The sequence below is a fragment of the Xanthomonas sp. NCPPB 4037 genome, assembly GCF_041475695.2.
Taxonomy (GTDB): domain Bacteria; phylum Pseudomonadota; class Gammaproteobacteria; order Xanthomonadales; family Xanthomonadaceae; genus Xanthomonas; species Xanthomonas campestris.
This window is the reverse complement of record NZ_CM191261.1, coordinates 2,965,058-2,984,054: the sequence shown is the minus strand read 5'-3', so window position 1 is coordinate 2,984,054 and position 18,997 is coordinate 2,965,058. Positions and strand designations below refer to the sequence as shown.

The window sequence follows — 18,997 nt, the reverse complement described above, 5'->3', positions numbered from 1 at the left end:
TAACGGCAGTGGATCGTCGTTTGGCAGCGCCGATCCGGGCAGGAATTGAGGTATTTTCGTCGATTCGACGAAATGAATGGCCGAAATGAATATCACACCCGCCGACGAGCAGTTGTTGTCCCTGCTGCGCGAGGACGCGCGCGCCTCCACCGCGCAGATCGCGCGCCGGCTCGGGCTCTCGCGCACCACGGTGCAGAGCCGGCTAGAGAAACTCGAGCGCGAAGGCGTGATCAGCGGCTATACCGTGCGCACCCACGACGCCTACGAACACGGCCGCATCCGCGCGCACATCCTGATCACCGTGCTGCCGAAAAAGATGCCCGCGGTGGTCAAGGCCCTGCGCGAGATCGCCGACGTCCGCGCGCTGCACTCGGTCAGCGGCCCCTACGACCTGATCGCCCTGGGCGTGGTCGGCGGCGTAGACGCCATGGACGTGCTCACCGACGCCATCGGCGCCATCGACGGCGTGGAGCGCACTACCAGCTCGATCATCCTGTCGACGAAGTTCGAGCGGTGAGAGCGGGGAATCGTGAGTCGGAGATCGGGGATCGTAAGAGCCATTATTCGCGAACGAACGAAGCCCCTCTCCCCCCGGGAGAGGGGTTGGGGTGAGGGTACGGGGGCGAAGCCCATGTGTCTTTCAACTCTATGAGGCTTCGCCCGCACCCTCATCCGGCGCTGCGCGCCACCTTCTCCCGGTGGGAGAAGGATGTGTTCGGAATGTCCCGCTAAACTAGCGCCCCCAGACCGCTGTACCGCCACGCCTTGAAGAAGTCCGATTTCCATTACGACCTGCCCGAAGAGCTGATCGCCCAGGCGCCGCTGGCCGAGCGCGCAGCGAGCCGGCTGCTGGTAGTGCCGCCGTCGCCGCAGGCGCTGGCCGACCGGCAGGTGCGCGATCTGCCCGAGCTGCTGCAGCCGGGCGACCTGCTGATCTTCAACGACACCCGGGTGATCCCGGCGCGGTTGTTCGGGCAGAAGGCCAGTGGCGGGCGGGTGGAGATCCTGATTGAGCGGCTGCTCGGCGGGCAGCAGGCGCGGGCGCAGATCGGCGCCAGCAAGTCGCCCAAGGCCGGCAGCGTGATCGCGCTGGACGCCGGTGGCCAGGCCGAAGTGCTGGGCCGCGACGGCGAGTTCTACCTGCTGCGTTTCGACATCCCCGCGCCGCTGGAGCACTGGCTGCTCGACGCCGGGCGCCTGCCGCTGCCGCCGTACATCCGCCGCGAGCCGGGGCTGGACGATCGCGAGCGCTACCAGACGGTATTCGCGCGCGAAGTGGGCGCGGTCGCTGCGCCGACTGCCGGCCTGCATTTCGACGAAGCCCTGCTGGCGCGTCTGCGCGAGCGCGGGGTGGAGTTCGGCCATGTGACCTTGCACGTGGGCGCCGGCACCTTCCAGCCGGTGCGCGTGGATGCGCTGGACAAGCATGTGATGCACACCGAGTGGCTCAATGTGGGCGCCGCGCTGGTCGAGCAGGTGCGCCGTACCCGTGCGCGCGGTGGCCGCGTCATCGCGGTGGGTACCACCGTGGTGCGCTCTCTGGAAAGCGCCTGGCGCAAGACCGACGACGCCCCGGACGGCGAATTGCAGCCGTTCGCCGGCGAAACCCAGATCTTCATCCTGCCCGGCTACCGCATCCGCAGCGTCGATGCGATGGTCACCAATTTCCACCTGCCCGAAAGCACGCTGCTGATGATGGTCTCGGCCTTCGCTGGCCGCGACCGCATCTTCGCCGCCTACGCACACGCCATCGCGCAGCGCTATCGCTTCTTCTCCTATGGCGACGCGATGTTGTTGTGGAGCCGGGAGTGGGGAATCGGGAATGGGGAATCGTAGGGCTTGCCGCCACACGTTCCGCCATCGCCACCCGCTTCTCCGATTCCCAACTCCCGATTCCCCATTCCCGGCCTTCCAATGTCCCGACTCCAGTTCCAGCTCCAGACCACCGACGGCCATGCGCGCCGTGGCCGCCTGACCTTTCCGCGTGGCACGGTGGAGACGCCGGCGTTCATGCCGGTGGGCACCTATGGGTCGGTCAAGGGCATCCTGCCCGAGCAGATCCGCGCGCTGGGCGCGGAGATCATCCTGGGCAACACCTTCCATCTGTACCTGCGCCCTGGCCTGGACGTGATCGGTGACCATGGTGGCCTGCACGGGTTTGCGCGCTGGGACGGGCCGATCCTCACCGACTCCGGCGGCTTCCAGGTGTTTTCGCTGGCCCATCGCCGCAAGATCACCGAACAAGGCGTCACGTTCTCCTCGCCAACCGACGGCGCGCGGGTGTTCCTGGGGCCGGAAGAGAGCATGCAGATCCAGAAGGTGCTCGATTCGGACATCGTGATGATCTTCGACGAATGCACGCCGTACCCGGCCACCGAAGACGTCGCGCGGCGTTCGATGGAACTGAGCCTGCGCTGGGCGCAGCGTTCGCGTCAGGCGCATGACGGGCTGGGCAATGACGCGGCGCTGTTCGGCATCGTGCAGGGCGGGGTGCACCCGGACCTGCGCAGCCGCTCGCTGGACGGGCTGCAGGCCATTGGCTTCGACGGCTATGCCATCGGCGGCCTGGCGGTGGGCGAGCCCGAGCACGAGCGCAATGCCATGCTCGAACACCTGCATCCGCGCCTGCCGGCCGAGCGGCCGCGCTACCTGATGGGCGTGGGCCGGCCGGAGGATCTGGTCGAAAGCGTGGCGCGCGGGGTGGACATGTTCGACTGCGTGATGCCCACCCGTAACGCCCGCAATGGCCACTATTTCACCTCGTTCGGCACGGTGCGCATCCGCAACGCCAAGTACGAACGCGACCTGGACACCATCGAGCCGGGCTGCGGCTGCCATGCCTGCAGCAGCGGCTACACGCGCGCGTACCTGCGCCACCTGGACCGCTGCAACGAAATGCTGGCGCCGATGCTGGGCACCCTGCACAACCTCTGGTACTACGAAAAACTGATGGCCGACATGCGCGCAGCGATCGCGGCGGGAACCTTTGTGGAGTTCCGGCGGTCCTTCTATGCGGCACGCGGCGCCACCACGCCGCCGTTGCCCGGGGAATCCAGCTGAGACCTGCCGTCCGTGCCCTGGCGCGGACGGCGTGGGACCTGCATGGCATAATTCCCGGCTGTTCCGCTCCGGCGGTACCTGAATGGCGAGCGGGCCGCTGGGCGCGCTGGCACCAAACCTAGGATGCATAGAATGAATCTGCTCGATTTCCTGATCCCCGTCGCCCAGGCGCAGGCCACTGGTGGCGCGCCGGCCCCCGGCCCGATGGGAAGCCTGTCCACCTTCGCGCTGCCGATCATCCTGATCGCGGTCATGTACTTCCTGATGATCCGCCCGCAGATGAAGCGCCAGAAGGAACACAAGGCGTTGCTGGACAAGCTGTCGCGTGGCGATGAGGTCATCACCTCCGGCGGCGTGGCTGGCGTGATCACCGATATCGGCGAGAACTTCATCACCGTGGAAGTGGCCGACAACGTGCGCATCCGCGTGCAGCGCAGCGCCGTTGGCCACGTGCTGCCCAAGGGCACGCTGAAGTCCGCCAGCTAAGTCGCGTGATCGGCAGCGGGCACCGTCCGGCGCTGCCGGCAGGTGCTCGAAAACGGCAGGGGCCGCTCGTACACTCCGCTGTCGTTGCGCTGCCAATGCGTGCTTGGGTCCGCCCAAGACGTCGCTGCAAGTGAACACCTGCAACACCACAGCTGCGCGCACCCTCTGGTGGGCGCAGTCGGTGCACGAAGTCGGACCACGCCCCCGGGCGCTTTTGCTCCATGCACTGCCCGTATCCACCGGATGACCGCTCGCGACGCTGTATCGGCCGCTTGAAGTCGTTCTCACTGCTAGGCGTGGCGCCGGGATGGTGCCGCGCGGGACTGTCGCAATGCTCGAATTTCCTCGCTGGAAGTATTTCCTGATCCTGGTGGTGCTGGCGGTCAGCGCGTTGTATGCGCTGCCCAACGTCTACCAGAAAGACCCGTCCGTGCAGATCACCGCCAGCCGCGGTGCGCAGCTGGACGACGCGTTGCGCAGCCGGATCGACGCCGACCTCAAGAGCGCCGGCATCACACCCAAGGCGGTGACCCGGGAAGGCGACAGCCTGATGGTGCGCCTGCCCACCCTGCAGGCGCAGACCCGTGCCAACGACGTGTTGCGCCAGCAGTTGGGCGAGAACTACACGGTGGCGCTGAACCTGGCATCCACGGTGCCGGACTGGCTCGCCAAGCTGGGCGGCCGGCCGATGGTGCTGGGTCTGGACCTGGTCGGCGGCGTGCACTTCGCCATGCAGGTCGATCAGAAAGCCGCACTGGAAAAGCGCCTGGAGGGCTTTGCCGAGGACATCCGCACCACGTTGCGCGATGGCCGCATTGCCTATCGCTCGGTCGAGCGTCGTGGCGACAACAGCATCCAGGTCTCGTTGGGCGAGGGCGCCAGCGCCGATGCCGCGCGGACCGCGTTGGCCAAGTCGCAGCCCACGCTGACCTACGACGTCAGTGGCCAGACCATCTCGGTCAAGGTGCCGGAGGCCGAACTCAAGCAGATCGCCAGCGGCGCGATCGAGCAGAACCTCACAACCTTGCGTAACCGCGTCAATGCACTGGGCGTGTCCGAGCCGACCATCCAGCGCCAGGGCGAAGACCGCATCGTGGTCGAATTGCCCGGCTTGCAGGACACGGCCGAGGCCAAGCGCCTGATCGGCGCCACCGCCTCGCTGGAATTCCGCGCCGTGGTCGAAGGCAATGCCGAAGACGCCGTGCGCAGCGGCACCATTCCGCCGGAAGCCAAGGTCTATCGCCTGCGCGATAGCAATGCCCCGGTGCTGTTGAACAAGCGCGCGCTGGTGACTGGCGACCAGATGGTCGATGCCACGGTGGGTAATGACGAAAACGGAATGCCGGCAGTGAATGTGACGCTCAATAATGCTGCAGGCCAGCGTATGTTTGACTACACGAGTGCCAACGTCGGCAAGCTGATGTCCGTGGTCTTCATTGAGCGAGTTCCAACTGTGACCGTAGTTGACGGCAAGGAAATTCGAAGTGTACGAGTTAAGGAAGAAGCACTGCCTTCGACGCGTATCGCGGGTGTATTTGGCAAGAATTTCCGCACCACCGGCCTGGAAAAGACCGAAGCCGAAAATCTGGCCAAGCTGCTGAAATCCGGTTCGCTGGCCGCACCGATGGACTTCGTCGAGGAATACGTGATCGGCCCGAGCCTGGGTGCGGAGAACGTGGAGCGGGGCGTCACTGCGGTGATCTATTCGTTCCTGTTCACGCTGGTGTTTTTCACCATCTATTACCGCGTGTTCGGCGCGATCACCTCGGTGGCGCTGCTGTTCAACCTGCTGATCGTGGTGGCGGTGATGTCGTTGTTCGGCGCCACCATGACGCTGCCGGGGTTTGCCGGTCTGGCGTTGTCGGTCGGCCTGTCGGTGGACGCCAACGTGTTGATCAACGAGCGTATCCGCGAAGAGTTGCGCCTGGGCGTGCCGGCCAAATCGGCGATTGCGGCCGGTTATGAAAAGGCCGGCGGCACCATTCTGGACGCCAACCTCACCGGCCTGATCGTGGCGGTGGCTTTGTATGCCTTCGGCACCGGGCCGCTGCGCGGTTTTGCGTTGACCATGATGATCGGTATTTTTGCCTCGATGTTCACTGCGATCACTGTCTCGCGTGCATTGGCGGTTCTGATCTATGGCCGCCGCAAGAAGCTCAAGTCTGTGGCCATCTGAGATGCGAGTCCTGCTGCGGCGCGCGCGCCTTTGCGCAACGCCGCAGCAGGAATCCCTGCGCAAGCGGCCGGACCTTGACGGTGCGGTCGTCCAACGGAAGCTCTTTTCATGAAACTGTTCCCGCTTCATCTCATTCCCAACGACACCAAGATCGACTTCATGCGCCTGCGCAAGCCGGTGCTGATCCTGATGCTGGTGATCGCGGTCGCCTCGGTCGGCGTCATCGTCGGCAAGGGCTTCAATTACGCACTGGAATTCACCGGCGGCACGCTGGTGCAGACCTCCTTCCAGAAGACCGTGGACGTGGACCAGGTGCGCGAGCAGCTGTCCAAGGCCGGCTTTGAAAACGCCCAGGTGCAGAACGCACGCGGCGGCAATGAAGTGATGATCCGCCTGCAGGCGCGTGAGCAGCACAACAACCGCGACGATGCCGCAAGCACCGTCGCCGAAGAAGTGCGCAAGGCCGTCAGCACCCCGCAGAACCCCGCCACCGTGCAGCCGGGCGAATTCGTCGGCCCGCAGGTCGGCAAGGACCTGGCCTTGAACGGTGTCTACGCCACCGTGTTCATGCTGGTGGGCTTTCTGATCTACATCGCGTTCCGCTTCGAATGGAAATTCGCGGTGGTGGCCAGCCTGACCGCGCTGTTCGACCTGTTGGTCACGGTGGCCTTCGTGTCGCTGACCGGGCGCGAGTTCGACCTGACCGTGCTGGCCGGCCTGCTGTCGGTGATGGGCTTTGCCATCAACGACATCATCGTGGTGTTTGACCGTGTGCGCGAAAACTTCCGCGCGCTGCGCGTGGAGCCGCTGGAAGTGCTCAACCGCTCGATCAACCAGACGCTCTCGCGCACGGTGATCACCGCGGTGATGTTCTTCCTGTCGGCACTGGCGCTGTACATCTACGGCGGCGAGTCGATGGAAGGCCTGGCCGAGACCCACATGATCGGTGCGGTGATCGTGGTGATCTCCTCGGTGATCGTGGCGGTGCCGATGCTGAGCATCGGACCGTTTGCGGTGACCAAGCAGGATCTGCTGCCCAAGGCCAAGGACGTGGAGGCGCTGGCGCGGCGTCCTTGATCGGTTGGCAAAAGGTGTGACGAAAAAGCCGTGCATTGCGCGGTTTTTTCGTTTCTGGTTGGACGTCTAGTTCACGGTTGTGCACTGTGACGCCATTACTCAAGATCGCGAACACTAGCGATTTCGTCGGACACGTGATTCCGATCGATACGCAGTACGTTGCGGTAGAGAGTCGCTGGCCAGGACGAAGCGCCGTATCCAACTGAGATACGCCTGCTTGGTGCGCAGGCTGTAGCGCCGAGCGCGCAAGCGTTCACGCAGTTGATCGAGCAACCGTGTCGGCAAACGTGCTGTTACGCCATTGTTTTTGAGGGTTTATTTCATACGCTTGTGTCCTTGCTGGATAAAACTAGAAACCGCGCAAAGAGTAGAGTCCGCTTGCCATCGTGTGATCCGTGATCGCGGCTACGATTTCTCCCATTCACAAAGCGCCAGCGATAGAAGATACTCCGCGGATACACCTTCGCGGGGGACGAAATGCTTGAGTTCATAGGGACAGTCGCTGTTTGCGCGGTCGCACTACCGGTCGCACGCTATCTCTGGAACTTCTGGCAATACCGCAAGAGCATCAACGCCGTGGAGGTGCTGGCCGCAGCTGTAAAAGCAAAGGCAGACTTTGTTTCATCCAGCGCCGGCTATGACGCGGCGGAAAAGGTTCACGTTATCGCAGTTTGCCTTAAGAGCGTCGCGGACTCTCTCAGCTACGGAAAGATTGCAAATTCACTAATTGCTGGGACACAACTTCAAGTGTTGGAGAGCATGATTGCGTCACCCGATGACATTGCCTTCTTCATGGACAAGCCTGAGAACTCCATCACTGAGGTAAGGCTGGGACTTGTACGCGCTCGTGAGTCGTTCGTTCTGCTGCATCAGACGATGGGCTCCCGACCAATGGCCTAACAATTCATTCAAGCAGAAACCGCTTCGCGGTTCGGCTAAATTCAGACGTTAGGCAGATGAACAGAGACAATCGCAACTGAGATTTTTCATGGACAACTATCAGCTTGTTACATCGCCCCTATGCCGCTCCGTCACGACCGATGGCCGCACTGTTCGCCTAGAGATCTATCGCGGGCTCGACACCGACTGGACCCTTGAGGCTGTTGATGAGTTCAACAACTCCACCATCTGGGATGACCTATTCGCAACGGACCAGGCCGCACTCGACGAGGCGTTGCGCACTATTCGGGATGAGGGAATTGACTCCCTCATTGGTCCGCCCAGCGGCGTCCATTAATGGATCAGCCGCCTAACAACTCATTCAAGCCGAAGTTGCTTCGCAACTCGGCTTAATTCAAGCGTTAGGCGCCACAACAAACATGGCCGATCTTTGGGGTTCAATCGCAGAAAGTGAGTGGCACAACACGCCCTGTGTTGTCGGCCGTCCGGCTACGGAGGCCGACGTCGCTGCTGGCTCCGCAGTCTTCTACGTACAGGGTGATTCCGCCGCCGCCCCAATGGCCCTGCCTTGCTGTGCAATCCAGTCACTTGAGTATGGCTCCGAGCGACCTGTGGTCATTGTCCAAGCAGAGCTTGCGCATCACGGTACCATCTTGGGAGTGCGACCGCTGTCCGGCGGCAACGGCATTTGCATGGCCACGGAGGTCAGGTTGCTTCCTGCCGGGTTTGTGCCGTAGGTTGGCGCCTAACAATTCATTCAAGCCGAACCCGCTTCGCGGGTTGGCTTAATTCAGGCGTTAGGGAGCAAGGAGAGATCATCGTGACTCAGACAGTGACCCCCGTCCTTCGGGTAACCAGTGCTTCCGCCAGTTTCCCGTTCTACGTTCAGGGGCTTGGATTCACCGTCGATTGGGAGTATCGGCACGAGCCAGATCTTCCGGTTTTTGCGCAGCTTAGTCGCGGGGACCAATCGATTTTCCTAACAGAGCACGCAGACGACTGTCAGGTCGGTGGCGCCGTCTACTTTGCTGTTCCAGATGTAGACGAGTGCCATCAGGCGTTCCAAGCAGCAGGACTTGTTCAATCTGGCTCGCCGCACAACACCGCATGGAAAACTCGCGAAATCTTAGTAGCTGATCCAGACGGCAACAGGCTCACCTTCTTCACTGAGCTCGCTGCCTAAAAATTCATTCAAGCCGAACCCGCTCCGCGGGTCTGCTTAGTTTAGGCGTTAGGGCCCATGTCGAGCAATCGTGCACTCACAGTTCTGATTGCCGTATTTCTTATGTGCGGCTATAGCTCTTGGCGCGATTGGCGGATGCAGAAAAGCGTGAATCACTCCAGCACTGCTGCTCTTGCCAAGATCAATCAGGAGCAATGCAGGTCTGAAGGCGGTGCCGTCCGTGGAGTCGGGATTTTTGGCACGGCTGCTTGCGTCAAGCGATTTGCAGATGCAGGTAAGATTTGCTCCGATAAGTCGCAGTGCCAAGGACTCTGCAAGGCGCCGGAGAGCAGCATTGTTGGCTCACGATCGATTGGCACATGCCAAGAGGACACGCATGACATTTACGGTTGCTACGACAAAGTCGAGCAGGGGATCGTGGTCGGGGGCGTTTGTCTTGACTAGCCTGTGCCCTAACAATTCGTTCAAGCCGAGCCCACATCAGGGCGGCGCCTAAGTGCGCGCCTTCGGCTATATTCGCACTCAGTCGCCGCCCCGCTGCGGGCCGGCTTAGAGCGGCTAACAAAACGTAGCGAGCAGTCGTCAGGTGGGTGCGGACGGCGCGGAGGAACCGGAGTGTAGTGGGTACATGCCGATTCCGAGCACCGGCCGCGCCCGCCTGGCGGCTGCGCAGTAGTTTTGATAGCTGCTCTTAATTCAGGCGTTAGACCTCAGGAGACACAATGAGCTATGGTTTCCAGCTCTTTCATCCCGTCGTTCGTGAGCACGCCGAACAAGGGAAGGCAATCGACGAGTTTGATCACCCGCCTCTTGATCAATCCGCCGTTGAAAGATTCATAGGCAAGCTCGCCAAATACGGGTACAGCCTTGAGGCCACGACACCGCGGTGCCATGAGTTCGTAAAGAACATCGGTGGCTGTCCCGTCCAAGTGGCTGTGTTTGCGACGGAAATAGCGCTCTCAATTCCGTATTGGCAAAATTCCCAGGAGGCCATATTTGAAGCTCTGCAAGACGCAAGCGAGCTTGCTGAGCCCGAGCATATGGCCTTGTTCAATCCACAGGATGGAGAGTGGGCTGAGGCCTAACAATTCATTCAAGCCGAACCCGCTTCGTGGCACGGCTTAATTCAGGCGTTAGGCAGTGGTGGGTCATTACAGCTTCGGCATCCGCCGTCGCCAGGTCGGCGATCGGAACGGTAGACTCTGCCCGACTGAGATGGGGAGCATACCCAGGTGGACGGGAGGCAACGCATGGAAACAACAATGATCAATGAACCCAAAAAAGGTGAGTTCTTCCTCCTTCGCCCCGATGCTCGCCGGGGGGGCAAAGGCCACGGTGTGGTCTTTGAAAACCGAGACGCACTCCTTACTGCTCCCAGACTCGTTTTGAAGCCGGAAAGTGGGGGCTTCCCACCCTTGCGGGAGACTCCCCGGTTGTTTTATCAACCCAGCGAAGGCGTGCTGCCACAGGACCTAGAGGGCGGCTTCAGCGGCTATTGGTTGGTTTCCGAACGTCTGCGTCGTGTGATGGAGTCAGTGGATGCCGAAGCCTTCGCCTTCGCTGACGCTGACTATCGTTTAGCCGATGGCTCGAAGGGTCCGAACGTCTATCTGTGCGATGTGATCCGCACGGTGGATGCGCTGGACGAGGACGCTTCCATACTCAACATAGAGGTCAGTGACGATTTTGAGGAGGGCAAGTATTACGACCTGACAGGCGAAATCCGCTTGGCTTTTAGGCGTGACGTTCTGGGAGACGCACACGTCTTCAGGTTGCCTTTTCATGGAGGCGTCTTTTGCGACCGAGTATTTAAGGATGCTGTGGAAGCAGCAGGTATTGGCACCGATGCACAATCGGACGGCCTTTGGTTCTACGACGTAGTCAACCGCTAAAGCGAGCCACAATGTCGCAAGGAAGGAGCCTGATCCGTGCCGAACTACCGAACGCTTTTTCAGGACCACCACAATATTGAGCAGCAGACGCTGAAGAACAGCGAGTTGCTTGATGAGCTTCAGCGGGCGGGGAAGTTCGATATCCACGCACCGGAAAACCGATTGTTCCTTCCTGCCAGTCCCCAGTTTGCGCAAACAATTGGGGTTACGCCGCATAGCGGTGGTCCACTTGGCGAATACCAAAGTGGGATGCTGCTTCGCTTGGAGAGGCTTCAGAAGACCCGCGATGGTCGAGCTGCCTTGAGTGGTGATCCAGATGCGATGGATCGAGTTGTTCGGCGCGTTGAAGAGCTACGCGATACGGTCAAGGCCGGGCTGATCAACGGGGACTTGAACACCAATACGCCCGTTGGTTTAACCCCTGCGCAGACCAATCAGAAGGTTCAAGACTTTTTCCGCGATATCCCGACCTACCAGCAGACCTATGCCCAACAAATTGAAGCCCTGAAGAGCTTCACGGGAATAGACCACGGCTGGGGCGCCGTCGCGCACTCTGAGTCGCGCATCGTCTCCACGCTCAACCAGATCCAGGTCAGCAATAGCGCCATCATCCGGGGCGGCGACCTCCAACTCCAGCGCAGCGGCTTGTCGCTCGCTATCGCCAATGCCCATCAATACGGGCGAGTGGTTTTATCCGAGCAAGGCATCCTCAAGGTCGAGCAGATTCTCGGTGAGGAGGCCGCACATAACCTGCGCGTCCCCCGAGGCCAACGCGGTGCCGCGTCCATGGAAGTATTGCTCGGCAATGCTTCGGCGAGCACCTTGGTGCGTTCGGGCGGTTTGTTAGCGACCGGCGCGGATGCGGTGGTGACCGCCCGCCGTTCGGCGGAGCTGCTGGAACAGGGCAATGCCACTGCCGCGCAATCGGAAGTTCAGCATGCCATTGCCCGCAACGCGGGCGGCTGGGCCGGTGGCGCGTCCACCGCCGCCGCGATTGGCGGCAGCGGCTTCGTGCCTGCTGCCCTAGTGGTGGGCGATGCGCTGTTGATGAGCAAGGCGTTCGACAAAGGCGCCGAATTGCTCGACAACCGCGCCATCTATCACCAGACCGACAGGGCCGGTGTGGAGTGGCAATTCAACGGTCGCAACTGGCAGCGCGAAGCGGCCATCGAGCTCGCCCAGGATGGCCGCCGCACGTCGGGCGAACAGCCCGTGGTCGCCAGCTATGAGAAATCGCAGGAGCTGGGGGCGCTGGCCAACGCCAAGGCGGTGGAGTTGGCGTTGGGCAAAGTCTCGCCACCCCAGAACCCGTTCAACATCCCGGCCCGTGCAAGCGACCAGGTGGGATTGGACAACCAGAACTGGCACCGCAATCCCGAGAGCCAGGCATGGGAACGCCAAGTCAGAACCGCCGTGTCCGGTGCCAACGACCGAGGCAGCTACGAACACCAAACCGCCTCCCCGGAACGCGCGCAACAGCTCAACCAAGAAGCCCTGGGCCGTATCGAAAGCAACATCGCAACCGGGCGCGAAGCCATCGCCGCGGCCTATTTGGAAAACCATGCAGCGCAGCGGGCGCAGGCTTACGGTGTCGAAGTGCCGGCGGCCGTCCAAGCCGCCCAGGCCAAGCCCGGCGCGGTGCTGGGGTCTGATGCTCAGCTTTACCAGCGCACTGAGACAGGACAGTGGTCCGGCAAGGATGGCGTCGCCAGTGGCAATCTGGCGGTGGAGCTGGAACTGACCGACCAACTGCGGCAACCCTCGTTGGAACGCTCTCGGGAAGCCTTGGCGGCAATCCAAGCGCTTCCCGTGCCCACGGCTGCGCAGCTGGAGCACAACGAGCTGCTGCACCGTTACCGGGCCGCAGGCGTCGATTTGAACGTCAACCCGCAGACCCAGCAGGCCGTGGCGCTGGCTTCGCAGCGGACCATGGACGCCAATGGCATCACGGGGCCGACCATGCAGCAGTTACAGCGTAATGAGTCGGGGCAATACGGTTATGACAGCCCCATCGCGCACCTTCAACGCGGCAGCGATGGGGTCACTCGTGTGGTGGCCGTCACCAGCAGCGAAGACATCCGGCAGGCGTTGAGTGAGACGCGGGACCACCGACAGGAATCGGCAACCGTTGCTCGGGCGTCCGAAGCGACGGGAGATGGGGACACCTCGACCTCCGATTCTTCAAGTCCGCAGCAAGTGCTCGACCTCCAGGCACGCATGCAGGCTTCTATTGCGGCGCAGGCGCGGCAAGAACGCGAACAGCAAGATCGCCTCGCGCAAGAGCAGCATGCCGCGCAGGTGCGCGAGCATCTCCAGCAGGCACAGCCTGAGCATGAAGATAGGTCACACAGCGAACAAGCGGTCCAGGCGCACGCGGTGTTGGAAGGTCAACGCCAAGCAGAGCAGCAACGTGAACTAAACGAACGCCAAGTGCAGGAGCGGCAAGCACAGACCAGCCAGCAACGCGAGCTGCAGGAGCGTGAGGGTAGAGAAGTCCAGCAACGACAGGCGCAGGAACGCCAAGCTGAGGACAACCAGCAGCGGGAGCAGCAAGACCGCCAGGCTCAAGAAACCCGGCAAGTTGAAGTCCAGGAAGCTCATGCTCAGCAAACGCATGATCAGCAGCAGCAAACTCAAGGAATCGAACAGCAGCAGGCACAGCGTCAGGAGCCCTTGCCGCAGCCGGACACTCAATCGCACGCTCAGGATGCCGCGCTTGCTCAGCACACGTCGCGTTCTCAGTTGCAGCAGGAGGACGCGCGCCAACAGCCAGAGGCACAGAAGCATCAGGCACGCGAACACCTCGCTCCTGACGTGCGCGATCAGCTGAAGCAAACGCCCGGTCCAGGCGATGCGCAGCCGCGTCAAGCGCAAGAAGCGGAGCACGCGCTGAAAATGCCGGCAGTGGAGAGTCGCGACATAGCGCGCCCTCAGATGCCTGCATCTGAGCTGGAAAATTACAACCGACTTTCGCAAAGCGCGGGGGGCGATGTGGTGCCGCCAGCACTGCATCACCAGGTGCAAACGCAGCAAGGAGAGATGGAGCAAGCGTCGGTCCGTCAGCAATACGTGGCTCGTGAGCAGGAAGCAAAGCCAGTTCGCGTCATGGCTCAAACTAAGCCTGCGACAGCAGAAGCATTGATTGCATCGCAGGCCAAGGCGCTTACCACTCCTGAGGAGCAAGAAACCAAGGCAGAGCAGCCCCGTCCTTCAGACGCGCTGCATGCCTATCAGGAGGCGGCTTTGCTGCCTGCAGCACACCTCGCGCAGGCACGCGAGCAGTCCTTGGAAGCCAGCGCAGAGAATCGCTTGCCTGTCGGGTCGGCGGAAGCGGAAGGCCTGCGCACCCAATCGACTCCGGCGCAGGACCGCATCGTCGCAGACCCGGGCGGTGCCCTATTCCTGGAGGAGACCATGCGCTCGCTACGCCAGCTGCAACAGGAAATTGAGCTGGCAGATCGGGAAGACGAACGCTTCCACCAGGAATGGAAGGAGCATCGCGAGCGCGGAGAACCCTATCCCTTCGTTCGCGACGAGACCCGAAGCGTGGACGGCCCAAGCCTCGACGAGTTCCCGCAGCGCGAGCAAGCGCGTCGCTCGCCCAGTGAAGCTGCTGAGCAAACCGATACCTTTCCACATCTAACTCAGCGCTCTAACGGTCCAGGGGTAGGGGATGGGCCAGATGATTCTTTGCATACCGAGCGAAAATCCATCACCGGCGACCCGGATGTGGACGAGGTGCTCTACGCGCTCGACACCAAGAACGAGTTGGCGATTGAGCAGGCGCTAAATCGTGTGGCCAACAGCGCAGCCACGCAGGCGTTGTTGAAAAAAGGCAACGATTTCCTGGAGGCGCAGGCCCAGCAGGAGGCCCAGGAGCAGGTCGCCACACGCCAGGCGCTTGGGATGGATGTCTCAGCGGAAATCAACACCAGCCGCGGGCCGGTGATGGTGATGACCTTGCCCGAGTTTGCAAAGGGGCCGATGCAGAGCGGTCCCCAAGGGGACGGCGGCGGAGGTGGAGACGGCGGTGGGGGCGGTGGAGGAGGCGGTGGTGGTGGAGGGGGCGGCGGTTAGTCAGAATCTCTTCCGTGACCAGCCGAGTTTAGGAGACCTCATGGACAGGCAAGACGCTGCCGCAATGGCGGAAATGATGGCGACGTTGAACGCATCCAATGCGTCTTTGCAAGAGACCATCACGGTGCTGACGACGCTGATGGCATCCATGCAGCAGCGCGAACAACGGTTGCGCGATGTGGTCGCCGAGCAACTCCAAGTGCTGCAACGCGCGGCCAGCAGCGCCGATGCCAAGGTCAACCGGGTGCTTGAGAATGCATTGCCGACGCTGACGCAGTTGACCAATCAGGCGTTGACGCAGACTCTTGAGCCAGCCGTCAAGCGATTCAACAAAGAAATGGCCACGGCGGACGAGACGTTGCAACAGGCCACCCGGCGTTACGCGCAAGCGCAGCAGACGTTGGAGACACGGATCACGCGCCGCATGGGAATCGCATCCGCCACGATGCTCGTGGCGGGCGTGCTAGGGCTGGGTGGGGTGGCCTACTCGGTTGGCATCATCAACGAAAAGCGAACCGAACTCGCAAAGCTTCGAGCTTCCATCGACTACCTGGATCGCGTGTCGCGTGCCGACCTAGCTCCCTGTGGCGAAGGCCGGCTCTGTGCCACCTTGGAGAAGAATGGGCCGCGTTACGGCAACCAAAGGCAATACAGAGCGATCAATCTGCGTGCGACATCAGATTCGCAATGATGCGACGTCGTCATTACAGCGACTGGCTTGCGCGCGACAGGGGCGGCCGACAAAGCCTCATCGAGTGTGGTCGCGCGCTTACGCGGTTCATCGAACTCCGTGGGTTACCGGTAAATGCCCAAGCCAACCGAGTCGACGTAATGCGTTGCACTGCAGTCAGATGCAACGCACCCGCCACTCACTTCAGGCAGTGGTACCCGCCAAGCATGCGCGCAACGCGCGCAGCTTCTCGACGGGTCACAGATTCCAGTCGATCCGCATGCCCGCAATCAATGCATTCTTCAGATCGTTGCTGCGCGTCGGTTCGTTGAACTGGTCCGGGTTGATTACGTAATGCAGGTTCGGGGCGATACGTAGGCGCTTGGTGACCTGGATGCCGTAGCTCAGCTCCATCATGATCTGGTTGTCGGCCGGGGTGCCGGTGCCGCCGGCCGAGGCGCGGGCCAGGCGCAGGTTTTCGATGGCTTCGTCGCTGTATTTCTGCTGGGTGATCACGAACGCAATGTTGTCCTGCGGGCGGCTGGCGAAGGTGCCTTTCTGCACCAGGCCGAGCTGCACGAAGTGATCCTCGATGGCCTGGCCACTGGTGCTCTTGAGAATGGCGGCGAAGACGGTCAGGCCCTGGGTGCCGGACGGGTTCGGGTTGGTGACCTGTTGTTCGAAGCGGCCAAACAACCCGGAGCGGCCCTGCTTGTTTTCATAGCCCAGGCCACTGAGCACGGCCGGGTTGCCGTTGCGGTCGCGCAGCGGGTCGGTGTAGTCGGAGTTGTCCTGCCAGCCGCCGAGTTCGTACATCGCCGCCAGCGTGCCGTCGCCGCCCTTGTTCTTGTAGCCGATGGCGTAGGGCACCACCACGCCGGTGGTGTCGTCGGTGCTCCACTTCAGGCCGTGCTGGCCATCCTGGGCCTGCACCGGGTTCACCTCGTAGGCGCCCACATGCATGTAGACCTTGGGCGTGACCCAGGCGGTGGCATGCGCGGCCCAGCTGGACACCGGCCAGTAGGTGAAGTTGCTGGTGCGGAACACGAAGGTGGGGTTGCCGCAGGCGGAGTTGCCCTGGAAGTACTGGCACAGGTCCGAGCCGAGGAAATGGATGTTGGCCACGCTGCGGCCGGCTTCCAGTTCCAGGCGGTCGTCGAACAGTTTCTGCACCAGGGTGAGGTTAGCCAGGCGGGTGCCCTGGCCGCCGTAGATTTCCTGCACCGAGGTGCTGTTGCCGATGCTGCTGTTGGACAGGTTGGTGCCGTGACGGTTGGTGACATAGGCCTTGACGGTGGCGCCGTGCCAGCCGAACAGGCTGTTCAGATCGACGTCGGTGCCGACCATCAACTGGCCGGCGTAAGCGTCGCCGCCCTTGCGGCCGCCGTCGATCATCGAGGCGGCTTCGCCGGTGTAGCCGAGCTTGAGTTTGAAGGCGTCGGCGGCGTCCTGCGCGTGGGCGAGCGGGGCCAGCGCAAGGGCCAGCGACAGGCACAGCAGACGGGGATGGGCGCGGTGGGAGGGCAGGGCGGTCATGGCAGGACTCCGAACAAAGAGGGCGTGGCCGAGATGGCGGACGCGACAGCACGTGGGTGGGCAAGCCGTTGGCGGCGCACATCGGTACGCGGCGCAGCGGTGATCGATCAGGGGTGACGCGCGTCCGGCACGTCGGGTGCGGCGGCACGCGGCCGCCGCAGGGTGCCGGCGTCAGGCGATGACGTCGGCCACCGGCTTCTTGAGCAGGCGCAGGGCCACGGCCGTGACCACCACGCCGGCGAGCAAGGCCAGCACGTACATCGCCAGATGGGTCACGGCATTGGGGATCAGCAACACGAAGATGCCGCCATGCGGCGCCTTCAGTTCGGCGCCGACCGACATCGAGATCGCACCGGCCACGGCCGAGCCGATCACCAGCGCGGGAATGGTGCGCAGCGGGTCGCGTGCGGCGTACGGAATCGCCCCTTCGGTGACGAACGCCAGCCCGAGCACGCCGGCGGCGGTGGCCGAGCCACGCTCTTCGAGGGTGAAGCGGTTGCGGAACACCCAGGTGGCCAGCGCGATGCCCAGCGGCGGGGTCATGCCGGCCACCATGGCCGCGGCCATCGGGGTATAGACCTGGCTGGCGATCAGGCCGGTGGAGAACGCGTACGCGGCCTTGTTGACCGGCCCGCCCATGTCGAAGGCCATCATGCCGCCGAGCAACAGGCCCAGCAGCAGCGCACTGCTGCCCTGCATGCCGCGCAGCCAGGCGGTGAGCCAGGCCAGCAGGTCGGCCACTGGTTGACCGAACACGTACATCATCGCCAGGCCGACCAGCAGCGTGCCGAGCACTGGCAGGATCAATACCGGCTTGAGCCCTTCGAGGTTGCGCGGCAGCTTGATGTAGCGGTTGAGCGCGGCCACGCCGTAGCCAGCGATGAAGCCGGCGATGATGCCGCCGAGGAAGCCCGCGTTGAGGTTGGCGGCGACCAAACCACCGATCATGCCGGGCGCAATGCCGGGGCGGTCGGCGATGGAGTAGGCGATGTAACCGGCCAGCGCGGGCACCATCAGGGTGAAGCCGGCCTTGGCGCCGATCTGGAACAGCGACCAAGCCAGCGTGCCCTGGTGCGCGTCGTCGCCGGCATAGATGCCGCCGAGCGCGAAGGCCAGCGCGATCAACAGGCCGCCGGCGGTGACGAACGGCAGCATGAACGACACGCCGGTCATCAGATGCTTGTAGGCGCCGGTGCGGCCGTTGGCCTTGCCCTCGGGTTTTGCCGCGCGAGCCGCCGGTGCGCTGCCGCCATGCACGCCGGCCTCGGCCAGCGCCTTGTTGATCAGGGCGGGGCCATCGTTGATCGCCGGCTTGGTGCCGCTCTTGAACAGCCGCTTGCCACCGAAACGGGCCAGGTCCACTTCGCGGTCGGCAGCGATGATGACCACGTCGGCGTCGCGGATCTCTTCGTCGGTCAGCGCATCCTGAGCGCCCACCGAGCCCTGGGTTTCCACCCGCATCTGGTAGCCGAGCTTCTTGGCTGCCTGCTGCAGGCCCTCGGCGGCCATGAAGGTGTGCGCGATGCCGGTGGGGCAGGAGGTGATCGCCACGATACGTTTGCTGGCGCTGGAAGACGCACCGCCCGCGTTGGACGTGGCGCCAGCGCTTGCTGGTGTGGCGAGCTGGTTGACCGCAGCGGCCGGGTCGTCCAGCACCGCGCCCAGGCTCAGGCGCAGCAGCGGCGCGTCACCGAAGCGGGCGGTGTCGGCGTCGGCATCGCCGATCACCAGCACCTGGGCCGCGCCACGGGTCAGCTCGGCGGGCAGGGCACCCAGCACGCCCTGGTCGCTGCGGATTTCGATCGTCACGCTGCGGCCGGCGGCGGTGGCCGCACGTCGCAGCGCTTCGGCGGCCAGGACGGCCTCGGTACTGCGTTCGCCGGCGGCGATGACCACGATGGAAGAGGACATGGCAAAACTCCTGCTGTATTGCGGTCGCC

At 62.9% G+C, this 18,997-nt stretch carries 16 protein-coding genes and 1 other RNA gene; 13 read left to right on the top strand and 4 right to left on the bottom strand.

What is annotated here, in order from left to right:
- Positions 1 to 85 precede the first annotated feature (85 nt).
- From ACCQ01_RS13405 to secF, 6 genes are all read left to right on the top strand, one after another.
- On the top strand, positions 86 to 517 hold the full coding sequence (locus tag ACCQ01_RS13405; RefSeq protein ID WP_228432210.1) for an Lrp/AsnC family transcriptional regulator: 432 nt from the start codon (positions 86 to 88) through the stop codon (positions 515 to 517).
- A 248-nt stretch (positions 518 to 765) separates the two neighbouring features.
- The gene (gene queA, locus ACCQ01_RS13400) at positions 766 to 1,836 is read left to right on the top strand and encodes a tRNA preQ1(34) S-adenosylmethionine ribosyltransferase-isomerase QueA (RefSeq protein ID WP_228432208.1); all 1,071 of its coding nucleotides are present in this window, start codon (positions 766 to 768) and stop codon (positions 1,834 to 1,836) included.
- A gap of 78 nt (positions 1,837 to 1,914) precedes the next feature.
- Positions 1,915 to 3,060: a tRNA guanosine(34) transglycosylase Tgt gene (gene tgt / locus ACCQ01_RS13395; RefSeq protein ID WP_228432207.1), complete on the top strand. Its 1,146-nt coding sequence runs from the start codon at positions 1,915 to 1,917 to the stop codon at positions 3,058 to 3,060.
- A 132-nt stretch (positions 3,061 to 3,192) separates the two neighbouring features.
- A complete protein-coding gene (yajC, locus tag ACCQ01_RS13390; RefSeq protein WP_011037519.1) occupies positions 3,193 to 3,546 on the top strand; it encodes a preprotein translocase subunit YajC in 354 nt (117 codons plus the stop codon).
- 331 nt (positions 3,547 to 3,877) lie between these two features.
- A complete protein-coding gene (gene secD, locus ACCQ01_RS13385) occupies positions 3,878 to 5,722 on the top strand; it encodes a protein translocase subunit SecD (protein ID WP_228432206.1) in 1,845 nt (614 codons plus the stop codon).
- A 108-nt stretch (positions 5,723 to 5,830) separates the two neighbouring features.
- A complete protein-coding gene (gene secF / locus ACCQ01_RS13380; protein WP_040941150.1) occupies positions 5,831 to 6,799 on the top strand; it encodes a protein translocase subunit SecF in 969 nt (322 codons plus the stop codon).
- Positions 6,800 to 6,913: 114 nt separating this feature from the next.
- Here the strand turns inward: secF and ACCQ01_RS13375 are convergent, their stop codons facing one another.
- Positions 6,914 to 7,048: a hypothetical protein gene (locus tag ACCQ01_RS13375; protein ID WP_323370318.1), complete on the bottom strand. Its 135-nt coding sequence runs from the start codon at positions 7,046 to 7,048 to the stop codon at positions 6,914 to 6,916.
- A gap of 228 nt (positions 7,049 to 7,276) precedes the next feature.
- On the opposite strand from ACCQ01_RS13375, the gene ACCQ01_RS13370 reads away from it, so the two are divergent.
- The 3 genes from ACCQ01_RS13370 (at position 7,277) to ACCQ01_RS13360 (ending at position 8,882) form a co-directional block, all read left to right on the top strand.
- Positions 7,277 to 7,699 (top strand): hypothetical protein, encoded by a 423-nt coding sequence (locus ACCQ01_RS13370; protein ID WP_115005132.1) that lies wholly within the window; start codon positions 7,277 to 7,279, stop codon positions 7,697 to 7,699.
- An 88-nt stretch (positions 7,700 to 7,787) separates the two neighbouring features.
- Positions 7,788 to 8,036, top strand: coding sequence for a hypothetical protein (locus tag ACCQ01_RS13365; protein ID WP_043921810.1), 249 nt, complete (start codon positions 7,788 to 7,790; stop codon positions 8,034 to 8,036).
- 483 nt (positions 8,037 to 8,519) lie between these two features.
- Positions 8,520 to 8,882, top strand: a complete 363-nt coding sequence (locus ACCQ01_RS13360) for a bleomycin resistance protein (protein WP_228432205.1) — start codon at positions 8,520 to 8,522, stop codon at positions 8,880 to 8,882.
- 556 nt (positions 8,883 to 9,438) lie between these two features.
- Here the strand turns inward: ACCQ01_RS13360 and ACCQ01_RS13355 are convergent.
- Positions 9,439 to 9,512: non-coding RNA, sX9 sRNA (locus tag ACCQ01_RS13355), on the bottom strand.
- 92 nt (positions 9,513 to 9,604) lie between these two features.
- On the opposite strand from ACCQ01_RS13355, the gene ACCQ01_RS13350 reads away from it, so the two are divergent.
- From ACCQ01_RS13350 to ACCQ01_RS13335, 4 genes are all read left to right on the top strand, one after another.
- Complete coding sequence (locus tag ACCQ01_RS13350; protein WP_228432202.1) at positions 9,605 to 9,967, top strand: hypothetical protein; 363 nt, start codon at positions 9,605 to 9,607, stop codon at positions 9,965 to 9,967.
- A gap of 165 nt (positions 9,968 to 10,132) precedes the next feature.
- A complete protein-coding gene (locus ACCQ01_RS13345) occupies positions 10,133 to 10,774 on the top strand; it encodes a DUF1629 domain-containing protein (protein WP_228432201.1) in 642 nt (213 codons plus the stop codon).
- A 36-nt stretch (positions 10,775 to 10,810) separates the two neighbouring features.
- Positions 10,811 to 14,851 (top strand): coiled-coil domain-containing protein, encoded by a 4,041-nt coding sequence (locus tag ACCQ01_RS13340; protein WP_228432199.1) that lies wholly within the window; start codon positions 10,811 to 10,813, stop codon positions 14,849 to 14,851.
- A gap of 40 nt (positions 14,852 to 14,891) precedes the next feature.
- Positions 14,892 to 15,542, top strand: coding sequence for a hypothetical protein (locus ACCQ01_RS13335; RefSeq protein ID WP_228432197.1), 651 nt, complete (start codon positions 14,892 to 14,894; stop codon positions 15,540 to 15,542).
- A 237-nt stretch (positions 15,543 to 15,779) separates the two neighbouring features.
- On the opposite strand, the gene ACCQ01_RS13330 is transcribed toward ACCQ01_RS13335, so the two are convergent.
- Complete coding sequence (locus ACCQ01_RS13330; protein WP_228432194.1) at positions 15,780 to 17,057, bottom strand: carbohydrate porin; 1,278 nt, start codon at positions 17,055 to 17,057, stop codon at positions 15,780 to 15,782.
- A 171-nt stretch (positions 17,058 to 17,228) separates the two neighbouring features.
- Positions 17,229 to 18,968 carry a PTS fructose transporter subunit IIC gene (locus ACCQ01_RS13325; RefSeq protein WP_228432191.1) on the bottom strand — a complete coding sequence of 580 codons (1,740 nt, stop codon included), beginning with the start codon at positions 18,966 to 18,968 and terminating at the stop codon, positions 17,229 to 17,231.
- Between the last annotated feature and the right edge of the window lie 29 nt (positions 18,969 to 18,997).

Bases quoted from the DNA above. Each gene is read 5' to 3' on its own strand.
- ACCQ01_RS13405 (WP_228432210.1), top strand. From the start codon at position 86: ATGAATATCACACCCGCCGACGAGCAGTTGTTGTCCCTGCTGCGCGAG.
- tgt (WP_228432207.1), top strand. From the start codon at position 1,915: ATGTCCCGACTCCAGTTCCAGCTCCAGACCACCGACGGCCATGCGCGC.
- yajC (WP_011037519.1), top strand. From the start codon at position 3,193: ATGAATCTGCTCGATTTCCTGATCCCCGTCGCCCAGGCGCAGGCCACT.
- secD (WP_228432206.1), top strand. From the start codon at position 3,878: ATGCTCGAATTTCCTCGCTGGAAGTATTTCCTGATCCTGGTGGTGCTG.
- secF (WP_040941150.1), top strand. From the start codon at position 5,831: ATGAAACTGTTCCCGCTTCATCTCATTCCCAACGACACCAAGATCGAC.
- ACCQ01_RS13370 (WP_115005132.1), top strand. From the start codon at position 7,277: ATGCTTGAGTTCATAGGGACAGTCGCTGTTTGCGCGGTCGCACTACCG.
- ACCQ01_RS13365 (WP_043921810.1), top strand. From the start codon at position 7,788: ATGGACAACTATCAGCTTGTTACATCGCCCCTATGCCGCTCCGTCACG.
- ACCQ01_RS13350 (WP_228432202.1), top strand. From the start codon at position 9,605: ATGAGCTATGGTTTCCAGCTCTTTCATCCCGTCGTTCGTGAGCACGCC.
- ACCQ01_RS13345 (WP_228432201.1), top strand. From the start codon at position 10,133: ATGGAAACAACAATGATCAATGAACCCAAAAAAGGTGAGTTCTTCCTC.
- ACCQ01_RS13335 (WP_228432197.1), top strand. From the start codon at position 14,892: ATGGACAGGCAAGACGCTGCCGCAATGGCGGAAATGATGGCGACGTTG.
- ACCQ01_RS13330 (WP_228432194.1), bottom strand. From the start codon at position 17,057: ATGACCGCCCTGCCCTCCCACCGCGCCCATCCCCGTCTGCTGTGCCTG.
- ACCQ01_RS13325 (WP_228432191.1), bottom strand. From the start codon at position 18,968: ATGTCCTCTTCCATCGTGGTCATCGCCGCCGGCGAACGCAGTACCGAG.